A 13,444-nucleotide genomic window follows, 5' to 3' on the forward strand; every position below is an offset into this window, starting at 1 on the left:
GACTTCACCGGCACGAAACGCATCGTCGGGCGTGTCGCATCGCACGGCGAGGCGCTTCATTCTATCGTAACTTATTGTGTTTGATGAATACTATCCCGCTCAGGACACGGCGACCATTGACCCGCAGCTTGCCTTAGCTCTTTGGAAAACGGACGGAAATACTCTATTTGAGTATCCGCTAGCCAGAAAAGGTTGTCCAGCGATCAGTCTCTTCACGGGGCTGAAGCATCCTTGGACCTTGAGGCCGGCAGGGCCTGAGCCTGAGCCTGAGCCTGAAAAACTCAAGTCCTTACCGCACCGCCAACCCTGAAAAAGCGCGGCCCTGCAAACCTGCAAAAGCCGATGCACCCTGATCCAATCCCGAACAAGACTTGCCCTTATGCTCATCATTTTCGATAGTCACGCCGTGCATTGCCGAGGGGTAGGAATGGCTGATACCGACATCACCACGCAGCGTCCGCGGCGCAGTTTGCGAGCTGGCGGGCCAGAGCAGCACTTTGCAGAACTCCCGGTGTTGGCGGATCTGGTCAAGCTGCGGCCTTTTCAGCACGAAGATGCGCTGGCTTTTCTTGGCCGGTTAAGGTCCTCCACAACCCCCGAAGAAGCCGTGACTTATACCGCCTTTGCCGCCGTTCCGACTGACGCGACCGGCTGGGCCTATGAATGCCTGCGCTTGATGGCGGATCATTTGCAACCGCAAGAACGGCAGATGATGCAGCAGGTGGCAGCATGGCTGGCCCATCCGACGGTGCGGACGCGCCATGATCTGATGCGCGATGCGCTTTGGGCGCCGGTGCGGGGGCCTTCGGTGCTGTTGGCGTTGGCGGTGGGCTGGTCAACAGGCGGTCCTGCGCCAAATGATTCTGAACCCGCCCCTGTCCACAAGACCCCTGTGGCGATCAACAGCGCGGTTTTGTCCTGTCTGGCGCGGGTGCCGATGAACAGGCGGTCCGTTTACCTTGCCCGGATTCTGGACATGGCGCAGGCGCTTTATCGGGTGTAAGGCGGCGGCATGACCCTGACGCTTCAGATCGAGAACTTTCATACTCTGGACGACGGTGGCCCGATCAGCGTCGAGGTGCCTGTCTCGGGGCTTCAGGTTGGCCGGGCGGCCGGAATGGGGTGGGTGCTGCCGGATGCCAGCCGCTATATTTCGGGGCATCATTTCGATGTGACTTTTGACGGCCAGACATGGTGGCTGCGCGACCTGTCCACCAATGGCACCTATTTGCAAGGACAGGAACACCGGCTAAGCGGCCCCCATGCCCTGCGACATGGCGATCATTTCGAGGTCGGGCATTACCTGATCGTGGCGATTTTTGACCGGGCGCAAGAACCGGCACTGTCGCCCGCCTCGCTGCCTGAACATCAGGTCAAGCGGGTCGTTGATGAGATTGCGCAGGATGACCCTTGGGCAATCGGCGGGTTCGACGCCCCGCCGATTGATCCTTACCCGGTTGGAATTGCGGCCCGGCACGCTGATTTCGCAGATGATTTCATTGCATTGCCTGACAGCGCCCCTCCTGCCGCCCCGCCCCCCACGACCGAGGCTGAACCCGTGCAGGCAATTCCGCCTGCTCCGGTTCTGGACGATGCGCCGTTCCTGCGCGGTTTTTGCGAAGGCGCGGGGCTGGACCACAATCTGCCTTCTGACACCGAGGCGTTGGGCCGAGCCGTTGGCGCGGCGCTGCGGGTCACGGCGCAGCAGTTGATGCAAGCACTGCAAGATAGATCAGCCGCGCGGCATTTTACCCGCGCGGGCGAACGGACGATGCGCGGAGCCAGCGACAACAATCCGCTGAAGTTTCTGCCCGACAGCACGCAGGCGCTGGAGGCGTTGTTTCTGCGCCCCCGCGCCGGTTTCCTGACCGGGGCGGCAGGCTTTGATCTGGCACTGGGTGATCTGCGGCGACATCAGGCGGCGTTGTTCGCGGCACTGCAACCGGCGCTGATCGGACTGATACAGGATATGGAACCCGACCGGATCGCTGCCGAAGCGGGCAACGGCGGATTGACCGGCAATCGCAAAGCCAAAGCATGGGACAGCTATGTTTCCCGCTGGGATGCGCGGGCGTCGGGCGAGAACGGCATTCTGGACGAGTTTATCCGCCTGTTCGCAGAGGCCTATCGCGCCGCGGATCAGACCGCGGCGGCACGGCCCGCATCTGACCCGGCAAAGGACAAGGCATGACACTGACTGACCTGTTACAGCCCGTTTCGACTGATGAGCCTTGCGGCCCTGATCTGGAGGCAAGCGACGACGCGGCCTTTCTGGACTATTATTACGAGGCCGAAAGCCGCCTGCCCGAGCGATATTTCATCCCCGGATCAAGTGCCGACGGGCGCGAGGATCGTTTGTTCGATCCGCGATCTGTCGATCTCCAGAGCGAGCAAAAACAGATCATGGCCCTGCTGGCCCGTTCGCGCGACCTGCGGCTGGTCTCGCTGCTGGCGCGGTTCCAGATATTGGCCGGGCGGCTGGCGGATTTCGCGGCCTCGGTGACTGTTATGGCCGATATGCTGGCACAATGGCCTGATCTGGTTCACCCCGGCGGTGCAGAACGGCGCAGCGCGATCGAGGCTTTGAACGGGCAAACCGTGGTGGTGATGCCCTTGATGCACCTGCATCTGCTGCCCGATTCGGACATATCGCTGCGCCGTTATCTGGTGGCCAACGGCAACGCGGTGGCGCGCCTGTCCGAAGACGGTTTGCCGGGCGTAGATGTGGCCGAGGCGCTGCGCAACCCCGGCAACCAATCTGCATTAAGCCGGGTTCAGGACGTGCTGACCGAACTGGCAGGGGCGTTGTTCCGCCTGCAAGAGCTGACGCGCAATCGTGCTGATCTGGGCGCCGTGCGACAGGTTGTGACCGATATTCAGACGATGATCTCGGCATCACGCCCCGAACTTGCGGGCTGGTCTGAACGCCCGTCCGAGACCGAGGCGTCGCCACTTGTCCCTGACAGTCCGCCTGCTGTAACCGGGTCCGCCCCGGCGCATCCGATCCCGGATCGCGCGGCCGCCGCAGCGGCGCTGGATGCAGCACAAGGCTGGCTGGCGCGGATCGAGCCATCCTCGCCTGCCTTGCTGCTGGTGGCACAGGCCCGGCTGCTGGTCGGCGTGCCGCTGGTCGAGGCGATCGAGGCTTTGATGCCGGATCAAGCGGGGTCCGTCGTGCTGAAAATCGGACAGGGCAGCGCCTTCAGCTTGTCGATGGACCGGCTGCGACAGCTGACCAAGGCCAGTCTTGATAACGCGAATGGCGACAGCCCCCCGGTGATGCCGCCAAAGATTACGGACCGTGCAGGGCTGATCTCTGTATTGCTGGGCGTCGAGCAGTATTTCGGCCGGTTTGAACCGGCCAGTCCGGTGCCGCTGCTTCTGGTCCGGGCAAGGGGGCTGCTGGACAAGCGATTTGACGCCATTGTAGCCGAATTGCTGGTATCTTCCGAAGGAAACCGTTAATACTTTGCGTTGACACTCGCGTGAGACTGGGCTTTTTAATACCCGATCAAAGGATTTGAACGATGGCATCAGACAAGTCGACGGATTTTATCAAACGTAACCGCCCGCCGCGGGTGAATATTTCCTACGAAGACCCTTACGAATCGGAAAAGATGGTCGAACTGCCCTTTGTCATGGGCGTGATGTCCGACCTGTCGGGGAACGCCTCTGAGGTGGACAAGCCCGAGCTTGAAGAGCGCGATTTTGTCGATGTGACCGCGTCTTCGCTGGACGATTACATGAAAAGCATCGCGCCCGGCCTGTCCTTCAATGTCGAGAACAAGATGGGCGAGGATGGTCGGCTTGGCGTCAGCCTGCATTTCGAAAGCATGGACGATTTCAACCCGGCGGCGGTCGCCCGGCAGATCCCTGCGCTGAAAAAGCTGCTTGAGGCGCGGCAGCATCTGGCCAATCTGCAACGCTATATGAACTCGAAACCCAAGGCGCAGGATCAGATTCGCAAACTGCTGAACGATCCCGAACTGATGGCCGCGCTGGCTGAACGTGAAGCCGACAAAACCCCACAGGAGGAAGGCTGATCATGGCGCAGAACAAACAGGCCGAGATCGCAGGCGCGGGCCAGCTTGCCGAACTGGATGAGTTTTCCGATATTCTGCGCCAGACGATCAAGCCGCGCACCGATGTCGCCGCGCAAGAGGTTGATAATGCTGTCGTCGCGCTGGTCCGCGAGGCGCTGGACGATCAGACCCTGATCGCCGAGGACGTGATCGACACCATCGACGCGATGCTGTCGAAGCTGGACCAGAAGCTGACCGAACAACTGAACGAGGTCATCCACAACGAAGAGTTCCAGAAACTCGAATCGTCGTGGCGCGGGCTGGCCTATACGGTGAACAACTCGGAAACCGACGCCTCGCTGCGGGTCAAGGTGATGAACATCTCGAAGCAAGAGCTTCAGCAGATGATGCGCCGCTATCCGGGGGCGAAATGGGATAAGTCACCGCTGAACAAGGTGATCTACGAGGCCGAATTTGGCACGTTAGGTGGCAAGCCCTTTGGCGCGCTGATCGGCGATTTCTACTTCGATCACAGTAATGCCGACGTCGGGCTGCTGCGCGATATTGGCAAGGTCGCGGCTGCGGCACACGCGCCGTTCATTTCGGCCGCTGCGCCGGAATTGCTGGGCATGGATAGCTGGACCGAACTGTCCACCCCGCCCGATTTGTCAGAAATTTTCGACACGCCGGATTATGCCGCATGGAATGGTCTGCGTGATTCGGAAAACTCGCGCTATCTGGCGCTGGTTGCACCGCGTGCATTGGCGCGCGAACCCTATGGGCAGAATTCGTCTTCCATGGTTGAGGAGTTCAACTTTGAAGAAGAAACCGATGGGCACGCCGGAAATAAATACGCGTGGATGAATGCAGCCCATGCAATGGCGGTGAATATCAACCGTGCCCATAAGGAACATGGCTGGACCGTTCAAATTCGCGGCGTGCAATCCGGCGGCGAGGTTTTGGACTTGCCGACGCATAATTTCGACACCGGCGACGGCAGCAAGGATATGAAATGCCCGACCGAGGTGTCGATCACGGACCGCCGCGAATCGGAACTGTCCAAGGCCGGGCTGATTGGGCTGGTGCATCGCAAACATACGGATAAGGCTGCGTTTATTGGCGCGCAGACCCTTTATCGGCCTAAAAAGTTTGCGGACGAACAGGCAACCGCATCGGACAATATGTCCGCGCGCCTGCCTTATATTTTCGCTGTGTCACGCTTTAGTCACTATCTGAAGTGTATGGTGCGCGATAAAATCGGTCAAAATCCTGACCGACTGCAATTGCAAACGGAATTGCAGACCTGGGTAAACAAGTATGTCCATGGCAACCCCGAGAGTGCCAAGGACGCTGAAAAGGCAAAGAAGCCCTTGGCAGGAGCAAGGGTCGAAGTGGTTGAGGATGAGGAAAACCCCGGTTACTATTTGGGGAAATTTTATTTGAAACCACATTTCCAACTGGAAGGAATGGATGTCGGAATGTCTCTGGTATCCAAGCTGCCAAAGGGCAAATGAGTTTTAACGACTGCCGTAAACGGAGGTTTCCATGGCTGTAGATATTTTCCTGAAACTGTCGAACAACATCAAAGGCGAATCGCAAGATGATCGCCACCGCGACGAGATTGACGTTCTGGCTTGGAACTGGGGCCTGACCCAGTCGGGCACCACTCACATCGGCGCCGGCGGTGGCGGTGGCAAAGTGAACGTGCAGGACATCACCCTGACCAAATACGTTGATCTGGCCACCAACGATCTGATCAAGCGCTGCACCTCGGGTGAGCACATCGAAAACGGCGAGCTGATCGTCCGTAAATCGGGCGGCGCTGCTCCGGTCGAATATTTCCGCATCAAGATGGAAAACATCATGATCACCAGCTATGCAACTGGTGGTGCGAAAGACGGTCTGGACCGTATTCAGGAAACGCTGACCCTGAATTTCCGCAAGTTCGAAGTGCTCTACACTCTGCAAGAAGAGTCGGGCGCAGCCGGTGCCGAAACGATGGCCGGCTGGGATATCGCTGCGAACAAGGAATGGGGCGCATAAGCACCCTGTCCTGATCCCGTCTTACGGATCGAATAATCAGGCGGGGTCGGCGCGATGGTGTCGGCCCCGTTTTTATATGAGTTGGAAACCTGTGTTTTTGGTAGCTGATGGCACGTTCGCAGAATGAAAGGACCGCACGCCCGCGACAGATTGGCGATCTTCGCTATGGCGGATTGCGAGAAATGTCATTGATGCATGTGTTTCGGGATGCTGCCGCGCGCGGCGATGCCCGTGTTCGCGACAGCCAAAAAGCCAGTGGCGAGACTGACCTGACAATCATCGGACAAAAACGTCGGGAAGGTGCCAGCGAAGAGGCTTTGCGCCGCAATCTGGCGCAGGATATCGCCAGTCTGATGAATACGATCCGCTTTGATGTGTGTGTGGCGCTGGACGAATATCCGCGCATCAGCCGGTCGATCATCAATCACGGTTTTCAGGATATGGACACGCTGTGGCGTCAGACCCGCACGCAAGCAGCACTGGCCGACGCGATTCGCCAATCGCTGATGCAATCCGAACCGCGTCTGCGCGCCGATTTGATCGATGTTGTGCCTGTCAGCGATGAACCGACCGCCGATCAGCGGCTGTCTTTTAACATCACTGCCGAGATGATTAGCAACCCGCATGATATTCCGGTCAGGTTTCTGGCGGAAATCGACCCCGGCGCTGGAAAGATCGCCATCAGGCGGACGCAGGGTGACGCATGAGGAAAGCCTTCCGTGACAGTTACGAGCGCGAGCTTGATATTCTATACGAACGCTCGGCCGAATTTGCAGAGGAGTTTCCGGGGCTGGCCGATCGTTTGGGCGGCGTCTTGCGTGATAATATCGACCCGTCCATCGCCGGGCTTTTGGAAGGCGCAGCCTTTATGGCGGCGCGTGTTCAGTTAAAGCTGGACGAGGAATTCAGCGGCTTTACCCATGAGTTGCTGGAACAGATTTTTCCGGACGCCTTGGCGCCGATCCCCAGTTGCATGATCGTTCAGGCGCCCCCGCCCGCAGCCCCGCCGCCCGATGGCGTGCCGCGCCGTTATCGCCGGGGCGAATATCTGGACGCGCGGTTCCGTGATGCCGATCAGCAGGTCAGTTGCCGCTTCAGCCTTGCCGCGCCCTTGACCGTCCTGCCGCTGACGATCAGCGCGATTACCTATCACGACCGGACAACCGCTTTGGCCGGACTGGGGCAAGACCCCGATGCGCGCACGCGCGCCGGTCTGGTGCTGGATCTGGCGACAACTGACGGTCTGCCGCTGGCCGCTTTGGCGGGGCAACAGCCAGAGTTCCGGCTGACCGGAGATATGCTGCGCGCGCAGGCGCTGTATGAGCAAATTCATTGCAACACCACCCGTGCATCGCTGCGTTGGCTGCAACCGAATGGCGATCCGGTTTTCGTGCGGCTAAGGCCGGAACAGGTGGCTCAGATCGGTTTCGACCGCGATGAATTGCTGTTCGACCGGCAAAGCAGCCTGTTCGAGGGCTTTTCCCTGCTGCGCGATTTTTTTGCCTTTCCGCGCAAATTTCTGGGCTTTCGCCTGACCGGCCTCGACGATCAGTTGCGCCTTGTCAACACGCGGCAGGCGCAGCTTGTGCTAGAGTTCGACCATGTGAATGACGATCTGGCGCGGCAGACCGGGCCACATGATATTCGCCTGAATTGCGCGCCCGCGATCAACCTGTTCGAGAGTGGGTCGAACCAGATCAGGCTGGACGATCAGCGGCATGAATATGTCGTCACACCGGATTCCAGCCCGATCACGCATTATGAAATCCACCGCATTCTGAATGTGACGGCCAGCTATGGTGCGGCGCATGACAAGGTGCCGGTCGAACCGCTTTACGCCTTGCCACAGGGCGCAAGCGCGCCGCGCTCGACCTATTATTACACCAGCCGCCGCAAACCCCGGCGGCTGACGGAATCCGAACGGCGCAATGGCGTGCGCAGCGATTACCTGGGGACCGAGACATTTATCTCGATTTATGAACCGCCCGAAGACGTCATCGGTCGCCGGGCGCGGCGTTTGCATGTGCGCACGCTGTGTTCCAACCGGCACCTGCCGGCTGCGCTGCCCTTGGCACAGTCGGATGATTTCAACATGGTGTCGGATGTTAACCTGTCGCTGGCCTGCGTGAACGGCCCGACCCCCCCGCGTGAGGCGATGACCGAAACCGAACAGGCGGGTCCGCATCGGGTCACGCAGGGACAGGTCTATTGGCGGTTGATCTCTTACCTGTCGCTGAACCATTTCGGGCTGGACGACCGCTTTGGCCGCGACGGGGCTGCCAGCCTGCGCGAGATGTTGACCCTGTTCGCCGATCTGTCTGACACCGTGACCGAAACGCAGATCGCGGGTCTTACCGGGCTGAAGGTGCGGCCTGTTACCCGGTCGATCCGTCGCCCGGACGGGTTCTTTCCGGCGCGTGGGCTGGAAATATCTGTCACCTTTGATGAAACCGCGTTCGAGGGCAGCGGCATCATCTTGCTGGCGGCGGTGCTGGACAGATTTCTTGCCGAATATGTCAGCATCAACAGCTTTAGCCAGATGGTCGTCATCAGCAAGCAGCGCGGCGTCATCAAGACATGGCCGCCGCGCACGGGGCAAGGGCCGCTGATATGAGCGCGGGCTTCCTTTCCCTGCTGCGGCGGCTGGAACGTGAGGGCGCAGATCGCCCGCGGATCGGACGCTCGGCCCGGCTGGCCGATGATCTGGTAGAGATTGGGCAAGACCCGCTGTTGGCCTTCCCGGCCTCTGATTTGGGGGATGCCGATCTGGGCCAGCGTCGCGCCCGCATCCGCGCGCAGTTCATGGGCTATTTCGGCCCGCATGGCGCGCTGCCACTGGACACCACCGAAGAAGTCCTGCGCTGGCAGCAGGCGGGCGAGGATGCCTTTGTCCGCTTTGCCGATATTTTCGCCGGGCGGTTTTATCAGTTGTTTTTCCGCGCATGGTCCGACGCGCATGCGATCAGCCAGCACGACCGCCCCGACGAGGATCGCTTTGCCGGTTATGTCGCCGCCATTTCGGGAGTCGGCACGCCCGCCTTTGCCGATCACGACCGGATGCCTGACATTGCACGGCTGCCGCTGGTGTCGATCTTTGGCGGGCGGGTGCGTAGCGGTGTCCGGCTGCGGCAAATGCTGGCGCGCTATTTCAGCCTGTCGGTCGAGATCGAGGAACACGTCCCGATGTGGCTTGAGTTCGAGACCGAAGACCGCTGTGGGCTGGGTCAGGGCGGCAGTCTGGGGCAGAATGTCTATCTGGGCGCGCGGCTGCAATCGGTCAGCGAAAAGATATGCATCCACCTGCACTTGCCAGACGCCGCCAGCTATCGCAGCTTTCTGCCCGGTCAGGACCGTTATCAGCAACTGGCCGATCTGGTGTTCTGGTATCTGGGCCGCAGCTATGATGTCGATCTGGCGCTGACGTTGCCGCGCCCGCAGGTTCCGCCCGCCCAGCTTGGGCAGACCGTATCGCTTGGCTGGCTGGCCGCGCTGAAACCTGATCCTGACCCGGCGGGCGCGCCCTATGTCGAGATCGCCCGCTTTGCCCTGACGCCCGACACAGACTTGAAAGAGGCCGCATGACCGCCATCACCATCGAAAAATTCGCCGGCAAGATGAACCGCGTCGGCTATGACGCCTTTTTGTCGGCCATGCGGCAGGCGCGCGGCGATGGCAATCGAAACGTGGAACTGTGCCATTGGCTGTTTCATGCGATTTCGGACCAGAATTGCGATATTTCGCTGACCCTGCGCGCGGCGGGGCTGGATCGGGGCCGGGTGCTGAAGGATCTGGACCGGGCGATGGACGTGCTGCAAAAGAACGTCACCGAAACCCCCGGCATTTCTGAACGGCTGGCCGATGCGCTGAACCATGCCTGGACCTATGCCTCGCTGTTCTTTGCCGAGGCGCAGATCCGCACCGGCCATCTGCTGGTCGCGCTGCTGAACGATAACGCGCTGCGTCACGCGCTGATTCAGTATTCGCCGGTTTTTGCCGAACTTTCCGCCGATCAGATTGGCCGCGACGCCCGCACGCTCTGGGCTGATTCCGATGAGGAGGATATGCGCCCGATGGACGGCTCGGGCCTGCGGGCCGCCGGGGGAGGGCAGCCGGGGCAAGCGGGTGCGACGGCCTTGGGCCGGTTCTCGGTCGATATGACCGCCGACGCCGCCGAGGGTCGGATGGACCCGGTGCGCGGTCGCGATGACGAAATCCGCCAGATCATTGACGTGCTGATGCGACGGCGGCAGAACAACCCGATCCTGACCGGCGAGGCAGGCGTGGGCAAGACCGCCGTAGTCGAGGGCTTTGCGCAAAAGCTGGCCGCAGGCGATGTGCCGCCCGCCTTGCAGGGGATGCGGCTGCATATGCTGGACATCGGCGCGATGCAGGCCGGGGCCAGCATGAAGGGCGAATTTGAACAGCGGCTGCGGTCGGTCATCGACGAGGTGCAGGCCAGCCCGACCCCGATCATCCTGTTCATCGACGAGGCGCATACGCTGATTGGCGCAGGTGGCGCTGCGGGCACCGGCGATGCGGCCAACCTGCTGAAACCCGCTCTGGCGCGCGGCACGCTGCGCACCATCGGCGCGACGACATGGGCCGAATATCGCAATTATTTCGAGAAAGACCCGGCACTGACCCGGCGTTTTCAGCCGATTTCCGTCGATGAGCCGTCGGTCGAGGTCGCCTGCACGATGATGCGCGGGTTGCTTGGCCCGATGGAGGCGCATCACAAGGTCCGTATCTCGGATGCTGCGGTCGAGGCGGCGGTCAAGCTGTCGGCCCGCTATCTGCCCGCCCGACAATTGCCTGACAAGGCGGTGTCGCTGCTGGATACGGCTTGCGCCCGCGTCGCGGTCAGCCTGTCCTCGATTCCTGCGCGGATCAGCGATCTTAACGCCCAGATCGCCGCACTTGAGGCAGAAATCGCCGCGCAAGAGGCCGAGGCTGATCTGGGTGCGTCTGACGCTGCCCGTTTGGACGAATTGAACGAACGGCTAACCGGGGTGCGCAGCAATCTGGCCGATCTGGAACGTGCCTATGCCGATGAAAAGGCGCTGGTCGATCAGATTCTGGCGCTGCGTCTGCGCTTGGCCGAACAGGCGGGAGAAGATTTTGATGCGGATGCCGTGCGTGTTGAACTGAATGCAGCGATGGATCAGCTTGGCCTGATCCACGCCGACGACCGGATGATCTGGCCGCATGTCGATGAACAGGCCGTCGCCTCGGTCATCAGCGACTGGACCGGCATTCCGGCGGGCCGCATGGTGGCCGATAAATTGCAGGCGGTGCTGGGTCTGGCGGACCACCTGCGCGAACGGGTGATCGGTCAGGATGCCGGTTTGCAGATGATCGCGCGCCGGGTCGAAACCGCCCGTGCGGGGCTGTCAAACCCGGAAAAGCCTATCGGCGTATTCATGCTGTGCGGGCCATCCGGCGTCGGTAAAACCGAAACTGCGCTGGCACTGGCAGAAAGCCTTTATGGCGGTGAACAGAATGTCATCACCATAAATATGAGTGAATTTCAGGAGGCGCATTCCGTTAGTCTGCTGAAAGGCGCGCCCCCCGGCTATGTCGGCTATGGCGAAGGCGGGCGTCTGACCGAGGCCGTGCGGCGCAAGCCCTATTCGGTTGTGTTGCTTGACGAGATGGAGAAAGCCCATCCTGACGTGCATGAACTGTTCTTTCAGGTCTTTGACAAGGGCCGGATGGAGGACGGAAATGGCCGTCCAATCAATTTCCGCAATACGCTGATTTTGATGACATCGAATGTCGGCACCGGCACGATCATGACTCTGGCACCCGATGGCGAGATTGCCGATACAGAAACCCTTGAGGCTGCATTGAAAGAAGAATTGCTGGGCACCTTCCCCCCCGCGTTGCTTGGGCGGATCGTGACTATTCCTTATGTGCCGCTATCGGCCACAGTTCTGGGCGGAATTGCGCAGCTGAAACTTGGTGCTGTCGCCCGGCGCATGTTGGAATCACATGGTGCCCGACTGGTTTGGGGCGATGCGGTGATCGACCATATCGTCAGCCAATGCCGCGACCCTGACAGCGGCGGTCGGATGATCGACAATATCATCACCAATTCGATCCTGCCTGATCTGTCGCGGCGGGTCTTGGGCCGTATGGTTTCGGGTGATATGATCGAGGATGTGAATATCACCGTCGATAACGGAACATTCACCTATCAGTTTTCATGAAGGGGGCTATCATGGCGAATAAGTTCGAATGGATCATCGTGCAAGATTACGCTAATCGTGACATTGGCATGATTGGTTTTATCGGCGGAGATGCGGTGGCAATTGCGGCCTTTTATGATGGGCGCGATGGCAATCGCGACGGAAAAGTCAGCATCGGCGAAAGGCTGGCCGCGGCGGCCTCCTTCAATTCGCTGAAAGACCGCTCGCTGGTCGAGGTTGCCATGTCAGCACGGCATAACCCGCTCGTTTATGAACGCGACCCCAGCTTCAACAGCTATGCCGGCAATCTTTTCGCGTCGTTTGCCGCAGCAATGGGAATGGAAGCGGTCTGGCTCAGCTATTTCAAACCCGGCGTCAGCGCGCTTGGCCGAAGCGTTGCACAGCGTGTAACCGACAGCATGATCAAGCAACTGGTCATCCGAAAAGGTTTTGAAAAAGCTGCACGATCCGCCTTTGCTGCGGTCGCGGGCGTCTGAGAAGCAAGGCGCTGGTCTTTTGCACGAATCTGGGCGAGAATGCCGCCGAGGATAGTCACTGCACAGCGCTGCCTCTTCGACATTGAGGTTTTTTCGTTATTTGTGAGGCCCTATGAACGCCCCCTTACGCCAGACGGACCGCCTCGGGCGGCTGACCACGGAACTTGGTCCCGACACGCTGGCCCTGTTGCGCTTCGACGGCACCGATTATCTGAACGACCTGTTCGAATACCGCGTCGAGGCTTTGGCCACCCGCAATGACCTCGATTTTGACGCGCTGATCGGCACACATGCGACGGTCGAGATCGACGGCCCCGATGGTCCGCGTCCTTTCGACGGGATCGTGACGCAGGCACGTTGGGCGGGCGTGGGCATCGTTATGACCTGACGCTCAGGCCGTGGTTTTGGCTGGCCTCTTGGCGTCGCAATCAGCGGATATTTCATAACAAGACCGTGGTGCAGATGTTGCGGGAACTCTTGTCGGATTACGCGCATCTCGGCGATCCGGCGCTGGATATTCAGCTTTCAAAGGATTACCCGACCCTCGAATATGCCGTGCAATACCGCGAATCCGACCTCGACTTTGCGCGCCGCCAGATGGAGCGGCATGGGATCAGCTTTCATTTCCGCCATGATAAGGGCAGCCACACATTAACCCTAACGGATGATGTTCTGGCGCATCCCGAAATCGGCA

Annotated in this window: 11 protein-coding genes and 1 pseudogene; all 12 read left to right on the plus strand. The window is 60.1% G+C overall.

What is annotated here, in order from left to right; genetic code table 11:
• Positions 1–427 precede the first annotated feature (427 nt).
• Positions 428–1,003 (plus strand): hypothetical protein, encoded by a 576-nt coding sequence (locus tag Q4G24_RS15815; RefSeq protein ID WP_303367502.1) that lies wholly within the window; start codon positions 428–430, stop codon positions 1,001–1,003.
• A 9-nt stretch (positions 1,004–1,012) separates the two neighbouring features.
• The gene (gene tagH / locus Q4G24_RS15820; RefSeq protein WP_303367503.1) at positions 1,013–2,191 is read left to right on the plus strand and encodes a type VI secretion system-associated FHA domain protein TagH; all 1,179 of its coding nucleotides are present in this window, start codon (positions 1,013–1,015) and stop codon (positions 2,189–2,191) included.
• Positions 2,188–3,465 (plus strand): ImpA family type VI secretion system protein, encoded by a 1,278-nt coding sequence (locus Q4G24_RS15825; RefSeq protein ID WP_303367504.1) that lies wholly within the window; start codon positions 2,188–2,190, stop codon positions 3,463–3,465. Before tagH ends, Q4G24_RS15825 begins: the two co-directional genes overlap by 4 nt.
• 62 nt (positions 3,466–3,527) lie before the next feature.
• Entirely contained in the window at positions 3,528–4,043 is a 516-nt protein-coding gene (tssB, locus tag Q4G24_RS15830) for a type VI secretion system contractile sheath small subunit (protein WP_303367505.1), read from the plus strand.
• Between the two features lie 2 nt (positions 4,044–4,045).
• A complete protein-coding gene (tssC, locus tag Q4G24_RS15835; RefSeq protein ID WP_303367506.1) occupies positions 4,046–5,536 on the plus strand; it encodes a type VI secretion system contractile sheath large subunit in 1,491 nt (496 codons plus the stop codon).
• A 31-nt stretch (positions 5,537–5,567) separates the two neighbouring features.
• On the plus strand, positions 5,568–6,065 hold the full coding sequence (locus Q4G24_RS15840; protein ID WP_303367507.1) for a type VI secretion system tube protein Hcp: 498 nt from the start codon (positions 5,568–5,570) through the stop codon (positions 6,063–6,065).
• 182 nt (positions 6,066–6,247) lie between these two features.
• Complete coding sequence (locus Q4G24_RS15845) at positions 6,248–6,772, plus strand: type VI secretion system baseplate subunit TssE (RefSeq protein ID WP_303367508.1); 525 nt, start codon at positions 6,248–6,250, stop codon at positions 6,770–6,772.
• Positions 6,769–8,679, plus strand: coding sequence for a type VI secretion system baseplate subunit TssF (gene tssF, locus Q4G24_RS15850; RefSeq protein WP_303367509.1), 1,911 nt, complete (start codon positions 6,769–6,771; stop codon positions 8,677–8,679). The genes Q4G24_RS15845 and tssF overlap by 4 nt, the downstream gene beginning before the upstream one ends.
• Positions 8,676–9,647: a type VI secretion system baseplate subunit TssG gene (gene tssG / locus Q4G24_RS15855; protein ID WP_303367510.1), complete on the plus strand. Its 972-nt coding sequence runs from the start codon at positions 8,676–8,678 to the stop codon at positions 9,645–9,647. The genes tssF and tssG overlap by 4 nt, the downstream gene beginning before the upstream one ends.
• Positions 9,644–12,274: a type VI secretion system ATPase TssH gene (gene tssH / locus Q4G24_RS15860; protein WP_303367511.1), complete on the plus strand. Its 2,631-nt coding sequence runs from the start codon at positions 9,644–9,646 to the stop codon at positions 12,272–12,274. Before tssG ends, tssH begins: the two co-directional genes overlap by 4 nt.
• A gap of 11 nt (positions 12,275–12,285) precedes the next feature.
• Positions 12,286–12,750, plus strand: a complete 465-nt coding sequence (locus Q4G24_RS15865) for a hypothetical protein (protein ID WP_303367512.1) — start codon at positions 12,286–12,288, stop codon at positions 12,748–12,750.
• A gap of 112 nt (positions 12,751–12,862) precedes the next feature.
• Positions 12,863–13,444, plus strand: a pseudogene (locus tag Q4G24_RS15870) (type VI secretion system Vgr family protein); the annotation flags it as partial.

It is taken from the genome of Paracoccus sp. (in: a-proteobacteria) (assembly GCF_030538695.1).
Classification (GTDB): domain Bacteria; phylum Pseudomonadota; class Alphaproteobacteria; order Rhodobacterales; family Rhodobacteraceae; genus Paracoccus.

Excerpts from the sequence above, each read along its gene's own strand:
- Q4G24_RS15815 (WP_303367502.1), top strand. The coding sequence starts at position 428 with ATGGCTGATACCGACATCACCACGCAGCGTCCGCGGCGCAGTTTGCGA.
- tagH (WP_303367503.1), top strand. The coding sequence starts at position 1,013 with ATGACCCTGACGCTTCAGATCGAGAACTTTCATACTCTGGACGACGGT.
- Q4G24_RS15825 (WP_303367504.1), top strand. The coding sequence starts at position 2,188 with ATGACACTGACTGACCTGTTACAGCCCGTTTCGACTGATGAGCCTTGC.
- tssB (WP_303367505.1), top strand. The coding sequence starts at position 3,528 with ATGGCATCAGACAAGTCGACGGATTTTATCAAACGTAACCGCCCGCCG.
- tssC (WP_303367506.1), top strand. The coding sequence starts at position 4,046 with ATGGCGCAGAACAAACAGGCCGAGATCGCAGGCGCGGGCCAGCTTGCC.
- Q4G24_RS15840 (WP_303367507.1), top strand. The coding sequence starts at position 5,568 with ATGGCTGTAGATATTTTCCTGAAACTGTCGAACAACATCAAAGGCGAA.
- Q4G24_RS15845 (WP_303367508.1), top strand. The coding sequence starts at position 6,248 with ATGTCATTGATGCATGTGTTTCGGGATGCTGCCGCGCGCGGCGATGCC.
- tssF (WP_303367509.1), top strand. The coding sequence starts at position 6,769 with ATGAGGAAAGCCTTCCGTGACAGTTACGAGCGCGAGCTTGATATTCTA.
- tssG (WP_303367510.1), top strand. The coding sequence starts at position 8,676 with ATGAGCGCGGGCTTCCTTTCCCTGCTGCGGCGGCTGGAACGTGAGGGC.
- tssH (WP_303367511.1), top strand. The coding sequence starts at position 9,644 with ATGACCGCCATCACCATCGAAAAATTCGCCGGCAAGATGAACCGCGTC.
- Q4G24_RS15865 (WP_303367512.1), top strand. The coding sequence starts at position 12,286 with ATGGCGAATAAGTTCGAATGGATCATCGTGCAAGATTACGCTAATCGT.